General features: G+C 38.5%; 16 protein-coding genes. 6 read left to right on the top strand and 10 right to left on the bottom strand.

Annotated features, from left to right (window positions below; genetic code table 11):
• Positions 1 to 159 precede the first annotated feature (159 nt).
• Positions 160 to 948, top strand: coding sequence for a cobalt ECF transporter T component CbiQ (gene cbiQ, locus NBX03_RS03645; protein WP_250229419.1), 789 nt, complete (start codon positions 160 to 162; stop codon positions 946 to 948).
• A gap of 2 nt (positions 949 to 950) precedes the next feature.
• Complete coding sequence (locus NBX03_RS03640; protein WP_330638454.1) at positions 951 to 1,775, top strand: energy-coupling factor ABC transporter ATP-binding protein; 825 nt, start codon at positions 951 to 953, stop codon at positions 1,773 to 1,775.
• Between the two features lie 149 nt (positions 1,776 to 1,924).
• Here the strand turns inward: NBX03_RS03640 and NBX03_RS03635 are convergent, their stop codons facing one another.
• The 3 genes from NBX03_RS03635 to fusA form a co-directional block, all read right to left on the bottom strand.
• On the bottom strand, positions 1,925 to 2,491 hold the full coding sequence (locus NBX03_RS03635; protein ID WP_250229418.1) for a flavin reductase family protein: 567 nt from the start codon (positions 2,489 to 2,491) through the stop codon (positions 1,925 to 1,927).
• A gap of 255 nt (positions 2,492 to 2,746) precedes the next feature.
• On the bottom strand, positions 2,747 to 3,094 hold the full coding sequence (locus NBX03_RS03630; RefSeq protein WP_250229417.1) for an antibiotic biosynthesis monooxygenase family protein: 348 nt from the start codon (positions 3,092 to 3,094) through the stop codon (positions 2,747 to 2,749).
• Between the two features lie 299 nt (positions 3,095 to 3,393).
• A complete protein-coding gene (fusA, locus tag NBX03_RS03625; RefSeq protein ID WP_250229416.1) occupies positions 3,394 to 5,481 on the bottom strand; it encodes an elongation factor G in 2,088 nt (695 codons plus the stop codon).
• A gap of 391 nt (positions 5,482 to 5,872) precedes the next feature.
• Between fusA and hisC the strand changes: the two genes are divergently transcribed.
• The 3 genes from hisC to aroA all read left to right on the top strand — a co-directional run bounded on the left by hisC (position 5,873) and on the right by aroA (position 9,262).
• Positions 5,873 to 6,970 carry a histidinol-phosphate transaminase gene (gene hisC / locus NBX03_RS03620; RefSeq protein ID WP_250229415.1) on the top strand — a complete coding sequence of 366 codons (1,098 nt, stop codon included), beginning with the start codon at positions 5,873 to 5,875 and terminating at the stop codon, positions 6,968 to 6,970.
• Between the two features lie 4 nt (positions 6,971 to 6,974).
• Positions 6,975 to 7,856 carry a prephenate dehydrogenase gene (locus NBX03_RS03615; RefSeq protein WP_250229414.1) on the top strand — a complete coding sequence of 294 codons (882 nt, stop codon included), beginning with the start codon at positions 6,975 to 6,977 and terminating at the stop codon, positions 7,854 to 7,856.
• Between the two features lie 116 nt (positions 7,857 to 7,972).
• Positions 7,973 to 9,262: a 3-phosphoshikimate 1-carboxyvinyltransferase gene (gene aroA / locus NBX03_RS03610; RefSeq protein WP_250229413.1), complete on the top strand. Its 1,290-nt coding sequence runs from the start codon at positions 7,973 to 7,975 to the stop codon at positions 9,260 to 9,262.
• A gap of 357 nt (positions 9,263 to 9,619) precedes the next feature.
• Here the strand turns inward: aroA and NBX03_RS03605 are convergent, their stop codons facing one another.
• A complete protein-coding gene (locus tag NBX03_RS03605) occupies positions 9,620 to 10,126 on the bottom strand; it encodes an HD domain-containing protein (RefSeq protein ID WP_250229412.1) in 507 nt (168 codons plus the stop codon).
• Between the two features lie 328 nt (positions 10,127 to 10,454).
• Here NBX03_RS03605 and NBX03_RS03600 point away from each other — a divergent pair, with 328 nt between their 5' ends.
• Entirely contained in the window at positions 10,455 to 12,068 is a 1,614-nt protein-coding gene (locus NBX03_RS03600) for an ABC transporter substrate-binding protein (protein WP_250229411.1), read from the top strand.
• A gap of 588 nt (positions 12,069 to 12,656) precedes the next feature.
• On the opposite strand, the gene NBX03_RS03595 is transcribed toward NBX03_RS03600, so the two are convergent.
• The 6 genes from NBX03_RS03595 to NBX03_RS03570 form a co-directional block, all read right to left on the bottom strand.
• Positions 12,657 to 13,718, bottom strand: a complete 1,062-nt coding sequence (locus NBX03_RS03595; RefSeq protein WP_250229410.1) for a C45 family autoproteolytic acyltransferase/hydolase — start codon at positions 13,716 to 13,718, stop codon at positions 12,657 to 12,659.
• A gap of 57 nt (positions 13,719 to 13,775) precedes the next feature.
• Positions 13,776 to 14,825, bottom strand: a complete 1,050-nt coding sequence (locus NBX03_RS03590) for a C45 family autoproteolytic acyltransferase/hydolase (protein WP_250229409.1) — start codon at positions 14,823 to 14,825, stop codon at positions 13,776 to 13,778.
• Between the two features lie 411 nt (positions 14,826 to 15,236).
• Positions 15,237 to 16,184: an ABC transporter ATP-binding protein gene (locus tag NBX03_RS03585; RefSeq protein WP_250229408.1), complete on the bottom strand. Its 948-nt coding sequence runs from the start codon at positions 16,182 to 16,184 to the stop codon at positions 15,237 to 15,239.
• Between the two features lie 150 nt (positions 16,185 to 16,334).
• On the bottom strand, positions 16,335 to 17,297 hold the full coding sequence (locus tag NBX03_RS03580; RefSeq protein WP_250229407.1) for an ABC transporter ATP-binding protein: 963 nt from the start codon (positions 17,295 to 17,297) through the stop codon (positions 16,335 to 16,337).
• A gap of 151 nt (positions 17,298 to 17,448) precedes the next feature.
• Positions 17,449 to 18,363 (bottom strand): ABC transporter permease, encoded by a 915-nt coding sequence (locus NBX03_RS03575; RefSeq protein ID WP_323373252.1) that lies wholly within the window; start codon positions 18,361 to 18,363, stop codon positions 17,449 to 17,451.
• Entirely contained in the window at positions 18,360 to 19,313 is a 954-nt protein-coding gene (locus NBX03_RS03570; RefSeq protein WP_250229406.1) for an ABC transporter permease, read from the bottom strand. Before NBX03_RS03570 ends, NBX03_RS03575 begins: the two co-directional genes overlap by 4 nt.
• Between the last annotated feature and the right edge of the window lie 80 nt (positions 19,314 to 19,393).

Raw genomic sequence — 19,393 nt, 5'->3', positions numbered from 1 at the left:
CTCCAAAAATGTACCGTTTCCGAAGGAAATCCGTATTTTTAAGCCTCTAATGAATCGGTCTTTGTTACTTCTTTATAAGAAATTTACTATAATATAAATTTTAAGGAAGCATTTATATCTTAATATAAATGCTTCCTTACTGAATATCGAGGTATATTTATGATTTCCATGGATTATTATGCATCTGTTTCCGGCCTTCGCAAATATAATGACGGGCTGAAATTTTTTATTGCTATGGCTTCTCTTCTATTTTGCATAGGGGCGGATTCTATTTTGTTTTCAATATTTATCTTTGCCGTTACTTCATCTATCATCATTTTTATAGGAAAAATACCCTATAAAGTATATTTTAGTGCCCTTAAAATACCTTTTTTCTTTCTTTTTTTAAGCTCTGCAGCCATATTGATAAACGTGGGCTATGCTTATAACGGAAGCGCTCTTTTTGAACTAAAAGTATTTTCTTACACACTTTATATAACAGAAATAAGCCTTATAAAATCCATCACATTATTTTTCAGGGCGATGGGGGCCGTCTGCTGCTTATATCTTCTTACATTTTCCACACCTTCCTATGAGGTGACACATATTCTTTCAAAATTCCGTGTACCTAAGCTTTTTACCGAGCTTATGATTTTAATTTACCGTTTTATATTCGTGCTTACAGATACAAAAAATAATATGCTCCTCTCTTCCAAGGTGCGCCTTGGAAATAACGGCTATAAGGCATCATGGAATTCCTTCGGCTGGATAGCGGCAAATTTATTGGCCATATCCCTTAGAAAATCAAATATGATATATGACGCTATGGAATCAAGATGCTATACCGGAAGCATTTACTTCTACGAAGAAAGAACAAAAGCATCTCCTCTTCATACAGCACTTGGATTTTTCTACGTCCTATTGCTTATTGCGCTTTTCCTAACCATAAAAATACAAGGCTGGTGGTAATATTGAATGCTTTAATAGAAATTTCTTCTCTTTTCTATTCCTATGACGAAGAAAAATATGCATTAAAAAACATAAATTTAAATATATGCAAAAACGAAAAAATAGCCCTGATAGGGGCTAACGGTGCAGGAAAAACCACCTTTTTTCTCTCCTTAAACGGCATTATAAAGCCCGACTCCGGAAGCATTAAAATCAAGGGCAGAATTATGGACTATTCGAAAAATTCTCTTATTGACCTCAGAAAGAAAACAGGCATTGTATTTCAGGAGCCTGAAATACAAATTATAGGCCCTACTGTATTTAAGGAAGTATCCTTTGGTCCTATGAATCTTAAGCTTCCCAAAGAAGAAGTTTTTGAAAAGACAAATAAGGCCCTTTCCTATATGGAAATAGAACATCTTTCAGACCGCTCCCCTCAATATTTAAGCGGCGGGGAGAAAAGGCGGGTTACCATAGCAGATGTTATTGCCATGGAACCTGAATTAATCCTTTTTGATGAGCCTACGGCAAATATGGACTGTAAAGGCATCGAAAACTTTGAAGACATTCTTCATAGCCTCCATCATGACGGCATTACGCTTCTTGTTTCCACTCATGACTTGGATTTCGCCTATAAATGGGCCGACAGAATTCTTGTATTCCATGAAGGAGAAATCATAGGGGACGGTACCCCTTCTGATATTTTTACAAATAAAGGCTTGCTTGAAAAAGCCGCTATCAGGAAGCCTTTAGTCCTTGAAATGACAGAAATATTAATTGCAGAAGGCATATTAAAAGAAGGCTCAAATTACCCGAGAAATATACAGGAGCTTAAGAATAGTATGTAAATATATTTACCGAAGGAAAAAGTATAAGCATAATTGTAATTATGACATGGATAAAACTAAGCAGAGCTTAGTTTTATCCACGAATACATTCCCCTTGGAAAATGTATGAGCATAACTTACGATTATGATACATAAACAGAAACTATCATTTATTGATTGTTTTTAGAATATCCAACAGAACCGACGCTTGACGATAAATTATAATATTGGCCGGGAGCATATATTAAAGGGTCCATTGAAATCATGTCAATTTTGCCATAAGAAATATCTTCTACGGCTTCATCTACCAATATATTTTTAACCTCCCCTATGTATATGCATCCATCATTATTTCTTATCGTTTCAACAAGCTTACATTCATATACCCATGGAGATTCTTCTAATACCGGAATACGCAAAACATTCCCTTTTGTATAATTAACGCCAATATCTTCACATTTATTTCTCTCATATCCTGAGGTATTTCCAAAATAATCTGCTAAGTACATCATTTTAGTTGTAACAAGATTTGCTGAAAACACCCCATTTTTTTCGACAAGTTCACGAGTAAGCTTTCTCCCTCTTGACGCAAACATCAGCATTGGAGGATTAGCCGAACAGAATGTTATCCAGGTGATTAAGGCAAAATTAGGAGCGCCGTCATCTTTAAAAGTACCGATTAAATATGATGGCTGGGGGAAAAAGCCCCTTTGTGGTGCTAATGAATGCTTTTGCATAAAATCTCGTTCCTTTCTTAATGTATAGACAATTCATTTCAAGCAGCAAATGAGCTGGGGCTCTGTCATAAAATGAAATTATCTTACTGCTATTTGAAGCAAAGACCACTATAATAAACTTAAAGTAAAACAGCAGCAAAGCCGTATCCTAAAGGCTCAAAAATATACCGTTTCCCAAGGAAATTCACGTTTCAAGTCTCTCATGAATTGTTTTTTCTGCTTCTTTATAATAAATTTCCTCTAAATTTCATTTCATTAATAAACGGTATTTCCGCAGTTGATATCAAATGGCATAATAAGCAGCCTTTGAATTTCTTTCCCATAATCATCAAAGAACCATTTAATTGCTTTTCCATAGCTTTCTTTATTATCAAACTCCCAATAGGAAAAATATTTGACGCATTTTACAATCCTTGTCAATTCTCTCGGGGGGTTCCCCATTTCAATTCCATCAATCGTAAAAAACCGCTTCATATATTTTACGCCAAGACAACCTGGCTGCTGCTTTTGCGCCTCTGCAACACTTGCTATTAGGTCTTCAAACTCAGCCAGCTTATCGGGTTTGACCTGAAATAACTTAATTTCAGAAAAACTACCCGTCATTTTTCTCACCTCCTGTTTTATAAAATAGTATTCATATTTTATTTTTTCTTATATAACAAAATAGAGCTTCATTTCATAAATCTTAACCGGATATCGTAAATTTCTCATAAAAAATAACGAAAGCTTATTCTGATATATAAGTCTTTTATAATATTTATTTATAGTAAAATAGCTTTAAGGCAGTAACAAAGACCTATTTTACTATACTTGCTTTATTATGAATAAAGCAGCAAAACCATTTTTCTTCTGGCTTTGCTGCTTTTTATGCTATGGCTCTAATATTGCCTTTTTATTCGGTTTTACTTCTCTTTTTCCATTTCAGCTTTTCTTTGGGCAACAATCTTATCCTGAACCTCTTTAGAAGCTTCTTCATATCTGTCAAATTCAAGGGTATATTCTCCCCTGCCCTGAGTCATGCTTCTAAGGTCTGTGGAATATTTAAACATTTCAGCCATAGGCGCCTCAGCGGAAATCACCTGCTTCTTGCCTACCTTCTCCATACCGAGGATACGGCCTCTGCGCTTATTCATATCGCCCATTACATCTCCCGTATAATCGTCCGGAACGGTAATTATAACTTTGGCAATAGGCTCTAAGATGGCTGGCTTCGCCTTCATGAAACCATCTTTAAAAGCCATGCTGGTAGCCATTTTAAAGGCCATTTCAGAAGAGTCTACGGCATGATAGCTTCCGTCTACAAGGGTAGCCTTAAGGCCTACAACGGGATAGCCTGCCATAGGGCCTGCTTTAACAGACTCTTGTATTCCTTTTTCAACAGCCGGGAAATACTGGCGAGGAACGGCACCGCCGAATATCTTTTCTTCGAAAATATAATCCTTCGTAAGGTCCCCTGAAGGCTCGAATTCAATATGAACATCACCATACTGGCCATGGCCGCCGGATTGCTTTTTATATTTGCCTTGAACTTTAACCTTGCCTTTAATCATTTCCCTGAAAGGAATGATAGGGTCGGAAAGCTCCACTTCAAGTTTATATTTCGTTCTGAGCTTATTCACGAGAACATCAAGATGGGTATCGCCGATGCCGGATACCACCGTCTGCTTTGTCTCCGGATTCACCTCAAGCTTAAGGGTTTTATCTTCTTCCAGAAGCTTTGCAAAAGCCTGAGATATTTTATCTTCGTCGCCTTTGGCCTTAGGAGCAAGGGCCATGGAAAGAAGTGAAGGGGGAAATACTATATCAGGGAATAACACAGGCCTATCCTTAGCGCAGAGCGTATCCTGGGTTTCGGCGCTGTTAAGCTTTGCTATGGCACCGATATCTCCGGCTTTTAATTCCTCTACGGGAAGCTGCTCTTTACCCCTCATAACAAAAAGCTGGCCTGCTTTTTCCGTACTGTCTTTTTTAGTGTTATACATAATATCGTCTTTTTTAAGCTTTCCTGAGAATACTCTTAAAAGACTTAAACGACCTACATAAGGGTCTGCAATAGTTTTAAATACGAAAGCCGCAAAGGGCTCCTTGTCGTTACATTGAATGGTTATTTCTTCATCATTTTTAGGATTTACAACCGTCATTTCAGGTCTGAATTCTTCCGGTGAATGAGCAAACTGTAAAATAGAGTTCAGAAGCACTCTTACGCCTAAGGTAGCGTTTGCAACACCGCAGAATACAGGAGTAACGCTTCCGTCTAAAAGACCGGCTTTAACCCCAGCTTCAATTTCTTCTACAGTAAAGGGCTCTTCTTCAAAGAATTTTTCCAAAAGGGCATCGTCTGTTTCTGCAACAGCCTCGGAAATCATGGAATGCATTAATTCAACTTCGCCTTCCATGCCGGCAGGAACGTCACATTCCTGTGTTCTTCCTTCAACATACTTTCTGCCGGCCTTCTTTATAGCATTAACGAAACCTGTGAATTTGCCGTTTTCCTTAAAGGGAACCTGCAAAGGCGCTACGCTCTTTCCGAATGCTTCTTTCATATCTTCAACTACTTTATCAAAATCGGCGTTTTCGTCGTCCATATTGTTTACGAATATTATTTTAGGGATTCCAGCTTCGGTTGCATATTCCCATGCTTTTTCGGTCCCTACCTCTATTCCAGATTTTGCGGAAACAACAATAAGAGCCAAATCTGCCGCGGCAAGAGCTTCCTTAACCTCTCCAGCAAAGTCAAAATATCCCGGAGTATCAATAAAATTGATTTTATTCTCCTTCCATTCTATAGGAATAATTGATGTGTTTATAGAAACTTTTCTGCGAATTTCTTCAGCTTCATAATCACTTACAGTGTTTCCTTCGTCTACCTTACCTATACGGCTTGTTACACCGGATACGTTAAGGGCCGCTTCAACAAGAGTCGTCTTTCCGCTGCCGCTATGTCCAAGCACAACAATGTTTCTGATTTGGTTGGCAGAATAAACCTTCATAAAAATACCTCCTACATTCTGATATATTTGAGCTCTTTTAAAACTGGAATTGAGGTTTTAAAAGAATAAAGTTAAGTCTTTATACTGTTTTTCTTTGTCAAGTCCGGCTCTTCAAGGCGGACATATACAAATTTTATAGTAAAAAAGTCCTTCCTTCATTTGAAAATAGTTATTTTTATAAATTTTGAAAAATAAAAATTATGCAAATATTTTTATTTCGTTTTTTCATACCTTTATATGATAACAAATTTTTTTATTTTGGTCAATTCCAACAAATCTATATTTTAATTTAAAATTGACTAATCATATTCCGCATTTGTTTATATTGACCAAAGATATGATTAACTGTAAAATAATAAAAACAGATTATTGTGAAATGGGGTTATGAAAAATGGAAAATATGAAATATCGCAAGGCCTTGGATAGAATAAGCCCTTATGCCTTCGGAAAAACCATGGAAGACATAAAGAAAGAATATCATTTAGAAAGGCTTTATCGCCTTATGGCCAACGAAAACCCCTATGGCTCATCTGAAGGGGTAAAGGACGCTATCATATCCGCCATAAGCGATATCTCTTCTTATCCTGACGGAAAAGACCAAGAATTAATTAAGATAATCTCTGAAAAATACGGAGTAAACAGAGAACAGATTGTATTCGGAAACGGAACGGAAGAGCTGATATATCTTCTTTCCAAAGTATTTATTGATAAAGGCACAAATATGATTACGGCCGATAATACATTTTTTGCCTATGAGGCAGGGGCCGCCCTTATGGACGGAGAAATTATCAGAGTCCCCCTGAAAGACCATAAATTTGACCTTGAAAAAATCGCAGAAAGCGTAAATGAAAACACCAGGCTTATATTCCTCTGCAACCCAAATAATCCAACAGGAACCATCTATACAGAAGAGGAGCAGATTAAATTCCTTGATAAAATACCTGCGCATATTCCTGTTGTTTTAGACGAGGCTTACGGAGAATTTACCGATGAAAAGCAGTTTCCGGATTCATTTAAAATGCTTCCTAAATATAAAAACATTATTATATTAAAAACCTTTTCAAAGATTTACGGCCTTGCATCTTTAAGAATAGGCTATGCCATTTCCTCTCCTGAAATAGCAGAACTTATCCACAAAACAAGAACCGTCTTCAACGTAAGCTCCTCTGCTTTCTCCGCCGCTGCCGCAGCAATCAAGGACCAAAATTTTATAGCCATGGTAAGAGAAAATAACAATAAAACTCTTGACTATTTATATTCCGCTCTTGATGAAATGGGCCTTTCCTACATACCTACAAATACCAACTTTATGATGATAGATATTAAAGACGATGGTGTAGAAGTAACAAAAGAGCTTATGAAAAAAGGCTATTTAGTTCGCCCGGGGGCAGTATTTAACAATATGAAAAGCTATCTAAGAATAAGCATTGGAAAAATCGAGGACATGAAAGGCTTTATAGAAGCATTAAAAATTGTATTGAGAAGGTAATCATATGAAAATAAATAAAATCGGAATCGCCGGCCTTGGGCTTATTGGCGGCTCTTTGGCAAAGGCCGTGAAAAAATACATAACAGGAGCTGAAATCGTCGCCTATAACAGAAACCCTGAGCCGCTTATAGCCGCCTTAAAGGAAGGAATCATCGATCAGTATACAACTTCTATAGATTATAGCTTTTCAGGCTGCAATATTATATTTATATGCACTCCCGTAGGAACCCTTAAAGAAATAGCCGGCGCATTATTCTCTTATGCAGGCAAAGACTGCATTATAACCGACGTAGGAAGCACAAAAGCAAATGTGTTTAAGGAAATATCCGCTATAGAAGGTATCAATTACATTGGGGGCCACCCCATGGCAGGCTCTGAAAAAATAGGATACGGCGCCGCAAATGCCGACCTTTTTAAAAATGCCCGTTATATCATTACGCCTATGGAAAGTACGCTTTCTTCTCATATAGAGCTGCTTAAAGCTTTTATAGAAACCATTGGGGCTGTTCCTGTGACTTTAAACCCTGATATTCATGATTACGCGGTGGGGGCCATAAGCCACGTTCCCCATGTGATTGCCTCTTCCATCGTAAATACAGTGGAAAGACTTGATAATGACGGTACAATCCGTACCCTTGCGGCAGGCGGCTTTAAGGATATTACCAGAATAGCCTCTTCAAGCCCCTTGGTATGGGCCTCCATATCCATGGAAAATAAAGAAAAAATAATAGCGCTTTTAGACGAATTTGAGAAGGAAATTCATCTGTATAAGAATTTTCTTGCTAATGATAATTACACCGAGGTGGAAACCTTCTTCAGCAAAGCAAAGGCGTACCGAGATAAGTTTATTTCAGAACAGGAAGACAGTTTTAATCATATAACGTGAAAATGCTTTTACAGATTCATTAAATATCAATTTGCAGTGCTTTTCCGCAAATTTCATAAGTTCGTTAGATTTTTAAATCTATCGAACTTACATCAATATAGAGGGCTGTGATACTATTGGACATTAGGATTCATCCAGGAAAAACTATAAAAGGCAGCATAAACATTCCAGGAGATAAAAGCATATCCCATAGAAGCATTATGCTTGGCGCAATCGCCAAGGGCATAACTGAAATCGAAGGCTTTCTCATGGGCGAGGACTGTCTTTCTACCATAAGCTGTTTTAAAAAAATGGGAATAGATATCCATATTACCCCTGAAAAGGTAATTGTAAAGGGCAATGGAATGAAGGGCTTAAAAGCGCCTGAATCCATTCTTGACGTAGGCAACAGCGGAACAACCATACGGCTTATAATGGGTATTTTATCCGCTCAGAATTTCACTTCGGTAATCACTGGAGATAGCTCCATTCAAAAACGCCCTATGGATAGGGTAGCTATTCCTCTTAAGGAAATGGGAGCGAAAATTATAGGAAAAGGTAATACAACCCTTGCCCCCCTCACTATAGAAGGCGCTCCTTTAAAGGGGATAGAATACACTTTGCCTGTTGCAAGCGCCCAGGTAAAAAGCAGCATTATCCTTGCCGGCATCTATGCCCAGGAAAAAACTATAATTACTGAGCCAAGCCTTACAAGAGACCATACGGAAATCATGCTTTCTTCCTTTGGTGCTTCTATTGGCCGGGAAGGCAATAAAATAATTGTAAACCCTGCCGAAGAGCTTACAGGGCAGAAGATTTCCGTTCCCGGGGATATTTCATCGGCGGCTTACTTTATTGCTGCGGCTTCTATCCTGGAAGGCTCCGATGTCCTTATAAAAAATGTAGGCGTAAATCCTACAAGAACAGGTATAATCAAAGCCCTTAAAGAAATGGGCGCAGATATATCCCTTTTAAACGAAAGAAATCTTTCGGGCGAAGCCGTTGCAGATATTCGGGTAAGATATACGCCTTTAAAGGGTATTACCCTTTCAGGAGACATCATTCCCCTTATGATAGACGAAATCCCTGTATTTGCTGTTGCGGCTCTTTTTGCAGAAGGAAAAACCATAATAAAAGATGCTCAGGAGCTTAAAGTAAAGGAATCCAATAGAATAGCCGCAATGGTTACGGAGCTTAAAAAAATGGGTGCAAATATAGAAGAAACCCCTGACGGCATGATAATAGAAGGCGGTTTTAATCTTAAAGGAGCTTCTGTGGAAAGCTATAACGACCACCGTATCGCCATGAGCCTTGCCATTGCCGCCCTGAAAGCCCAAGGTGCATCAACAATCATAAACGGAAGCTGTACGGATATCTCCTTCCCTGGTTTTTATGGGATATTGGAAAATGTAATTACAGTAAAATAGCTCTATACTCGAATTAAAGTAAAATATAGTGTTGTAAATTTGCTTTCCCCAGATTTTATGCCTTCTTGAAGCCCATTATTTCCTGTGGCAGAAAAGTAAATTTACTATAAGGCAGCAACAAAAACCTATTTTTATAAATGGCTTAAATATAATAGAAGCGCTAACATTAAGCCATTCATAGTCAACAAAGATGAAAAAAACTTTGTTGATTATGAGAGAACGTTCACCTACCCTGTAAGTGTTTTCAGTTTCACTAAGTATAAAATATACGATTTTTGTTGCTCTAATTTAATTTTTTACTATAAGTAGACTAAATACTTAAAAGTCTCTTCTAAAAAAGCCGCTTTCGCGGCTTTTTTATATGTTCTTATTTTCCAAATTAAATATATTTGTTATATATTCCTTTCCTGCGGCGGTTTTAAAGAACCGCTCTCTTATTTCATAAGGGTCATATTCCGGATGCCTGCCCTCAGCGATGTTTACAAGATAATCGGCTTCCATAAGTATCTGAAGAAGCTTATCTGTTTCTGCAAGCTCTTCCGTATGGTGATGGCCTACAAGCCATTTTATTCTTTCTATGGCCACCGGATTTTCCACCCCTGCTTCTTTCAGCATGCCCGGCACAAGCAATGCCCCTTCCTTTTCCTGATAAGGCCCTTTCCCTGAACCGTGAATCTTTATTGCATTGGGTATGCCTATATCATGCAATAAGGCGGCGGAAAGGAGCATCAGCATTTCATCATCATCTAAGTTTTCAGAACCGCCTATTCCTGCGGAATAAGAATAAACCTTAAGGGCATGTTCTATATATCTTACATCCTTATAATAATCAATCATAATACCCATTATTTTATTTAAGCTCATTGTTTTGCTCCCTTCGGAAATTTTCACGGTATAAGGCCTTCTTTGCTATACATATACTTATTTTATATTATAAAGGATAATTATACAAATTAAAATTGAATATCCAGGGACTTAATCAGGATTAGAATTTTTATACATAAAAAAATTCATATTATTAAGTGATTTTTTTACTATTCAAGGATATTTCGGCATATTATATTCTTATTTTTCTGAATATAGCATTGACCTCGTCATATATATTCATGTATTATATAAGCAACTGGAATATTTTTACTCATATATTACAATAAAAAGTAATATAAATACAAAAACAGAATAGGGGTGGACTATGAAAAAGAATAGTTTAAGATTTTCAAGCATGTTTTTGGTTCTTATTATGATTGTTTCTTCTCTGGCCGGCTGCGGAAATAAACAATCAGAAGCAAACAAGGAAAGCGCCTCATCTTCTCCGCAAGCCCAAGCCGAAAAGCCTTCTGAAAGCCCTGCTGGAAAGAAGGAAGATACCAAAAAGGAAAGCACAGCAAAAGATACCCTTATTGTAGTTACTGAAAACGAGCCTTCCAAAGTAAGCACTCATGACCATAATATCCTCGCTTCCGACTACATAAATGAAATGACCCATAACGGTCTTTTTAGAAGGAATATGGAATTAGAACCTGTTCCCGATATGGTAGATACATATGAAGCGGTTACAGATATTGAATGGATTATGAAGCTTAAAGAAGGAATTAAATTCCATGATGGTTCCGTAGTAACCGCCGAGGACGTAAAGGCAACCCTTGATTTTACTAAAACATTTCCCGAATGCAAGCTCTATACAAGTTCTATCGTAAGCGTTGAGGTCATAGACGACCTTACTGTAAAAATCATCACCGACGGGCCTAAGGCACAGCTTTTATCCGACCTTGCCCACCACGCCAACTATATTCTTCCAAAACAACTCATCGACTCAGGCAATGACTTTAATAAAAATCCCATAGGAACCGGCCCTTATAAATTTGTAAAATGGACTTACGGTGAAGTAATCGAGCTTGAAGCTTTTGACGATTATTTCGATACCGAAAAAAAGGCCTCTATTCCTAAAATAGAGTGGAAGGTAGTTCCCGAGGCTTCCTCAAGAACCATTGCCCTTGAATCCGGCCTTGCAGATTTAATTATAGAAGTAGGCTCAAGCGATATTAAAAGGCTTCAGGAAAACCCCGAGGTTGAAGTAATTGTAAAGCCCGGAACAGGTTACTTTTTCTTAATGCTTAATAATGAGAAGCCGCCTTTTGATAATGTTCTTGTAAGAAAGGCCTTAAACGCCGGAATAGATAAGGACGCCATTGTTGCCGTTGCCCTTGAGGGTCTTGCAGACCCTGCCGTAAGCCAGACCCCTCCAATATTTAAAGGTACTTCTTTAGAGCACACAGATACTTATGACCCTGAAAAAGCCAAAGCCTATTTTGAAGAATCCGGCGTAGACCCTAAGACCATAGAGCTTGAAATTATAGTTACCGGCGATGAAACAAGAAGGGCGGCGGAAGTTATTCAGTCAAACCTTATTGAATTCGGCGTAACGATAAACATCACCAATATGGATAATGCAACAGCACTCCAAAATGAATTCGCAGGTAATTATGTAGGCGCCATCGGAAGCTATACAACTTTTTCACTGCTTTCTTATTTAGGCGGCGTATTCCATTCCCGTCAATATAATGCCTCTAACAGAACCCGTACAGTCGTACCTGAAATAGATAATTTCATCGACACCGCAAGCATCACCATAGACCCAGTAGAAAGAGAAAGTCTCTTAAATCAGTGTTCAAGCTTTGTAAATAACCTTACTCCTCTCGTGCCTCTTTACCAGAACACAGTAAAAAGAGCATATAACGCAAATCTTAAAAACTTTGACGTAACACCGGTAGGTATGATGAGGCTTAACGAGGTAAGCTGGGAGTAAAAATCAAAACCATCTGTTAAACCTATGGTTTGCATCATTCCCAGAAGGGCTTATTACCGGCATAGCGCCAGAAAACTATCAATTGCATTATGCTTCGTAGTGTCTATACTCCTACAGAAATAATGTAAATCTAGTTTAAAATAATTAAAACCGCCCTATAAGCCTTTAATTTCATCATCAGACCTTGAAATTTATTGGGCTAAATCGCCATAAAGAAGTGCCGAAGACAAAGTCTTCGGCACTTCTTTATGTTATAAGATTAAAAAGATTGGCAATAGGAAGACTTAAAAAGCCGTCAAAAGCATCTTATGTTTCTTTGCAAGCATATTTATAAGCTATAGCGATACTTTTTTAAGGCAATTTAAAAACATAACTCGAAACTGCCGGCCTTAAGCTTTTAAGGCAAAGATTGAAACGATTTAAAATTTTCTTACGCTACCTATGCTTTCGTGTTTACGAACTATAGTAAATTTCAAATGAAACAGTAATAAAAATCGTATATTTTGAATGACTTAAACATAGGGATTCTATATGTTTAAGCCGTTTATGAAAAATAGATTTTTATTGCTTCCTTCTGCAAAATTTACTTTACATCTTTTTATTAAGCTTAAACGCTTTAAATTCTCCTTCACACGGAGGCCCTGCGCATATATGAACAGTAGATTCTTCAAAGTCCACTATCATTGCCGCAACCGTCATGCTTCTTCTGAAAAGGGGAAGGCTTGCATCTGCGGGATGCCTGCAGATAGCTTTTGGATAATTCTCATGGTCTGCAAGAGCCTGTTTTATTATATCCACATTTATGGACCCATGATGCTTCATTAAAAGCGCTTTGAGCCTCTCGTCTCTCGGGCTTTCCTCTCCGTCGTTTATTTCTCTTTTAGCTACAAAATGATTTGCATGGGTAATAATTCCCTTTACCGGCTCTATTTTTTCAACCCCAAGGGGATGGACTTCCATATCAAGCGCTTCTCCGTCTTTTGAAGCAATAAGGATATTATTGGAAACCTCTCTTTTTGCGTTTTCTATATATTCCTTGGCTTCGGCATAAGTCTTTGAGTCTAACACCCTGCGCCTTAAAAAGGTAACGGGTATTCCTATCTTCGTATTGTCGTTTTTAGATTTTAAGGCATTATTTACGATGCCCACTCCGTTTGAATTAAAGCCTTCTCTGATAAGCTGCCCTGCTTCTGCAAGACCTATAATCTCTGTTCCGTTGCTGTTTTCAATATGAAGGATTACGATATTATCTATTATGCCTGCGCGATAATCCCAATTCTTAACAAGATAGGTCTTATTTCCTTCCGCCGCCTCCGGAAGCACTGCGCAGGTGGTACATTCCGGAATAAAAGGAAACTTTGTAATCTCATATCTGCAATTGAGCACCATGATATCCTCTAAATCAACCTCGGCGCCTTTGGCAATTCCTTTGGCTTCCATAAGTATATCCGGAAGCTCTTTCTCAAGATATTCAATAAAATGCCTTGTATATTTTTTTATGCTTTCCCAGCTCGAATCCATTGTCTGGCGGAATATCTCCCTATAGGAATCTACTCCTGCTATAATCTTTTCCTTTGCCTGCTCCCCATACTGTACGCCTCTTTCAAAGGGCGTGTCGGCAGTTAATTTTACAACTTGAAAGCTTAACATCTTATACCTCCGTATATCTGTATTGGGTAATGACCAGTCCGAAACTTTACTGAAGCACTAAAGCTTATAGGGAATAAACTCTCCTTCACATGGCGGACCTGCACATACATAGGCCGTTTCGTTTTCAAAATCATATATAACTCCAGCCACGGTGATGCCTCTTCGTCCAAGCCTTACAGAAACATCCGAAGGATGCCTGCATAAAGCTTTGGGATAGTTTTCATGATCGCTTAAGCATTCAGCGATATAAGCGATATCTATTTCTCCGGTCTTTTCTGCAAGCTTTTCATAAAGCCTATTTCCTCTCGGGCTGAACTCAAGGGCGTGTATTTCCGGCCTGTGAACAAAATGGTTTGCATGGGTAAGGATTCCTGCCTTAGGCTCCAGAATATCTGCGCCTTTTGGATAGGCTTCCACATCTATGGCTTTTCCGTCTTTGGACGCAAGCATGAAATTACAGGATACGGACCTTTCAGCATTAACCAGCCAGTCCTTTGCTTCTTCAAAAGTTTTGCTGGACAGCACTTGTCTTCTTAAAAAGGTAACGGGTATACCAAGGCCCTTTTTATCATAGCAAGACTGAAGATTGTTGGCACACAGGCCTATTCCGTTTGAATTAAATCCGTTTCTTATGACTTGCCCTGCCTCCGCAAGGCCGAATATTCTCGTTCCGTTTTCCTCTTCTATATGAACCATAACGATATTATCCATTATGCCTACTCTGTAGTCCCAGTTCTGCCCTACATAAGTTCCTTTATGCTTTGTCGCTTCGGGAAGAACAGAAAAAGATGTACATTCGTTAGGCTTTGGAAACTTTGTAATTTCGTATCTGGCGTTAAGAACCATTACATCTTCAAGGCTTACGCCTGCACCGGCGGCAATCCCCTTTGCTTCTTCAACAACTTCGGGAATAAACTTTTCCGATATAGGAACGAAATCAAGAGCGTAGTTTTGTATTTCACTCCAGCTCATGGTACTGGTTTCGCCAAAAAGAATTCTATAATCTTCTACGGAAGCCTTTATTTTGTCCTTCGCTTGCTCACCGTATTGGAATCCCCTTTCATAAGCCGTTTTGGCCTTTACCTCTATCAGCTGAAATTTTCTCATTTTTGCTACCTCCGCTTATTTATAATGAATTCACTTTTGTTCTTTAAAGATAAGCTCCATATTCCTTTTATAATAATATGTATGTCCATCGAAAACACTTATGGCCTACAATAATTATCATGGATAGAAATTTCTTTGAGGCACAGCCATCTTCATAGTTACCTCTTTACTGCTTCATGCAAATATTATAGTAAATTTTTTATAAAGAAGTAACAAAGACCGATTCATTAAAGACTCAAAAACATGAGTTTCCTTCGGAAACAGTACATTTTTGAGCCTGCAGGAATATACAGTTTTGTTACTGTTTAATTTTAAATTTACTGTACTGCAAATATGGCATAAAACTTATCATAAACGGAACAAAAGCAAATTCACAATGGATTGTTCAATGTGCTTTAACAAATAAGGCAATTAATATAATACGCAAGCAACCGAATGCCTTGGTCCTATTTCTTTAAGCTTAAGCCCGGGCTCGATGCATTGAGGCTTGGCATAAGGGCATCTAAGAGCAAATCTGCATCCCGGCTTTGGATTTATAGGGCTCGTAACCTCTCCGCTTATTACGCTTAATTCTTTTTTATGTTTTAAGCTGGGTATGGGTATAGCCTCAAGAAGCGCCTTTGTATATGGATGGGCAGGATTTTTAAAAAGCTCATTCGTAGGCGCAAACTCAACACATTGGCCAAGATACATCACGGCAATATTATTGCTTATATGCTTAACGACGCTTAAATCATGCGTTATAAACATATAAGTAAGGTTCATGTTCTCCTGCAAATCCATCATAAGATTCAGTATCTGCGCCTGAATTGAAACATCAAGGGCCGAAACCGGTTCATCACACACGATAAACTTGGGATTTACGGAAAGCGCTCTGGCAACGCCGATTCTCTGGCGCCTGCCGCCGTCAAGCTCATGGGGATATGTGTTTACAAATCTTTCAGCAAGGCCTACGGTACCCATAAGGTCAAACACTTTTTCCATTATATCGCTATCTTTGGTATACATTTTTGTAACCTTCATAGGCTCCGCTATGATTTCACTTACGGTCATTCTTGGATTTAGCGAACCGAAAGGGTCCTGAAATATGATTTGCATTTCTTTTCTCATCTGTTTCATCTGAGAACGGCTGAAATTTGATATATCCTTGCCTTCAAAATATATTTCCCCGCTGGTAGGCTCAAGAAGTTTTAAAATTACCCTGCCCAAGGTGGACTTTCCGCATCCTGACTCGCCTACAACACCCAAAGTTTCGCCTTTTTCAATGGATATATTAACGCCGTCAACGGCGTGAAGCTCGCCTTTTTTTGTGCTGAAATACTTTTTCAGCTCTTTTGTTTGAATCATCGGTGTATTCATTGGATTCCCTCCCCTGTAATATTAAAAGTAAAACTATACGAATATACGAAACAATTTTTAAAGAACCATATTTTCTATAAAAATACTGGTACTGTAAAATTTATACCAAATTAAATTTATAATAAAATGGCATAAGTTGAATCAGTATGATTAGTATAAGTGGCATTTTATAGAATGGGTACCTTCTTTATGAATCTTTGGAGGGGTCGTTTTACATATATCCATACATTTAGGGCATCTTTGGGCAAAACTGCATCCTACGGGAAGAGCCGTAGGGTCTGGCATAAGTCCGTCTATGGGGCTTAACCGCCTTGTTTTTTTAGTCATATCCGGGATAGAGCCAAAAAGACCAATAGTATAAGGATGATGATTTTCATCTTCAAATATATCTTCTACTCTTCCCTGCTCTATGATTTCACCTGCATACATTATGGCTACGGAATCGCATATTTGGGCCACAACCCCTAAGTCATGGGTAATTAGTATCATGGAAGTATCAAATTTAGTCTTTAATTCTCCCATCATCTTAAGCACCTGAGCCTGAATGGTAACATCAAGAGCCGTAGTAGGCTCGTCAGCCAAAAGAAGCTTAGGGTTACAGGCCAAAGCGATAGCGATAACGATTCTCTGCTTCATTCCGCCTGAAAACTGGTGGGGGTACTCATTTTTTCTTTCTGCTGGAATACCAACCATTTCCATCATTTCATCTACCTTAAGCTCCACCTCTGCTTTAGTTAAATCCAAATTATGCAACCTTATTACTTCTCCTATCTGGTCACCTACAGTATGTATAGGGTTCAGGCTCGTCATAGGGTCCTGAAAAATCATGGATACATCGTTTCCTCTGAGCTTTCTCATCTCCGGCTCTGAAAGGGAAAAAATACTCTTTCCTTCGAGAAAGATTTCCCCCTCTTTTACTTTTCCCACTCTATCGGGAAGAAGGCGCATGATGCTCAAAGCTGTTGTTGTCTTTCCTGCTCCTGTTTCTCCTACTAGGCCTAACGTTTCCCCTTTTCTGACATTTAAATTTACACCGTTTAGGGCATAAATATCATCATCGTCTGTTCGGTACATTACGTTTAAATTCTTTATCTCCAATAAGTTTTCCGACATTTATTTGCCTCCCAAAACCATTTAGCAAATTTGCTTCCCTGACAGAGGGCGCAAATTCAAAATGAGCTTTTTTAGTTTATAGAGTGTGTATTGGCATTATCTTTTAATAAATAACCCGCCAATGCATTTTTAAAATCCACTGAGATGCCGTTTAATTTTTCAATCTGGGATCAAGGGCGTCTCTAAGGCCATCACCAAATAATGTAAGGGACATAACAAGCATTACAATTGCAACTCCCGGAGCTATGGCAAGGTGAGGATAATGCCTTAACTGGCTCTTTGACTCAGAAAGCATAGAGCCCCATTCCGGCGTAGGCTCTGATATCCCAAGGCCAACGAAGCTTAATGAGGCAACGGTTATAACAGTTCTTGCAACAGTTTGTGTTGCTTGAACTAAAATAGGGCCCATTGCATTGGGAAGTATATGCCTGAATATTATTCTTGCATCACTTGTTCCGCAGGATCTTGCCGCTTCAATATAGTCCTGCCCCATAACACTTAATACGGAAGACCGTACGATTCTTGACATTCTTGGAACCTGAGCAATACCCATGGCAATAATCAGATTAAATACATTGGAACCAAAAGCTGCAACTAAGGTTATGGCCATCAGCATATTGGGTATAGCAAGGAAAATGTCCATTATTCTCATTAAAATATTATCAACCTTGCCTCCGTAATATGCTGCCGTTGCTCCAATAACAGCTCCGAATGAAAGAGATACGCAAATCGTAGCAAGGCCTACGAACATTGATATTCTTCCTCCGTAAATAATTCTTACCATAACATCTCTTCCGTAATGATCCGTTCCAAGCAGATGCTTGCCTGAAGGAAGAGCAAACCTGTTAGCAAGATCCTGAGTTATGGCCTGCTGCTCATAATCAAGATATAAATCTGCCGAAAGAACTATAATGGCCATAACGGCAAATACAATTAAACCAAACATTGCCAGTTTATTTTTCTTAAGGCGCATCCATATGGCCTTAAGCTGACTTTTTTTCTTAAATTGATGTACTTTTTTAAGGGCATCTCCGCCATTTATAACTGAACTATTCATCTCACTCATGCCTTCACCTTCTTTGCTTTAGGGCTTGCATACATTGATTTAAGCCTTGGGTCAACGTAAGTATATACAATATCAACCAAAAGATTTACAAGGCTTGCTATTATAGAAGCGAACAGAATAGAAGCCGTAACCATAGGTATGTCTTTACTCCTTACAGCGTTTATCATAAGCTGCCCAAGACCGGGAATAGCAAAAACCTGCTCAATTACAATTGCACCACCTAAGGCATGCCCAAAGTTAACCCCTACTATGGTTATAACCGGAAGAAGGGCATTTCTCAAAGCATGGCCGAATACGATAGCTCTTTCAGCGGCCCCCTTTGCCCTTGCTGTTCTTATATAATCCTGGCGGATAACCTCAAGCATGGTTGAGCGCGTCATTCTTAAAGTTGAAGCCAAGGTACTTGATGAAGTTGCTATCGCCGGAAGAATAAAGTGTTTCCATGAATCAACCCCTAAAGACGGGAGCCATCTTAGCTTTAATGAAAACAAAAGAACACACATCATGGCAAACCAGAATGACGGCATAGACGTAAGAAGAAGCGATACTCCCAATGAAATATTATCTGACGCTGAATACTGCTTTACTGCAGAAAGCACCCCGATGGGAATACCTATGAGAACAGCTATAATTGTACTTACAACCGCCAAGTTAAGAGTATATGGAAGCCTTGCCATTATTTCCTGAAATACGGGAATGTTGGTTCTGTAAGACTGCCCGAAATCTCCCTGAAGAGCATCTCCTATATATTTCGCATATCTTATTAAAAGATTATCGTTAAGGCCAAGTTCTTCTCTTAAAGCCGCATATTCCTCAGGCTTTGCTCCTTCTCCCAAAATCATTATGGCTGGATCTCCAGGGGTAAAATCCATTATAAAAAATATGATAAATACAACGCCCAGTATAACGGGTATTATCATAAGAAGTCTCTTTCCAATGAACTTAAACATTTTTACTCCCTTCTTAGAAACATCATAGGAGAATTTTTTCTCCTATGATGTTTTAAAGTTAAATGATTATAAAAATATGC

It is taken from the genome of Anaeropeptidivorans aminofermentans, assembly GCF_940670685.1.
Lineage (GTDB): Bacteria > Bacillota > Clostridia > Lachnospirales > UBA5962 > Anaeropeptidivorans > Anaeropeptidivorans aminofermentans.
Note: the sequence above shows the minus strand (reverse complement) of the source record. Positions and strands in the feature narration are given on the sequence as shown.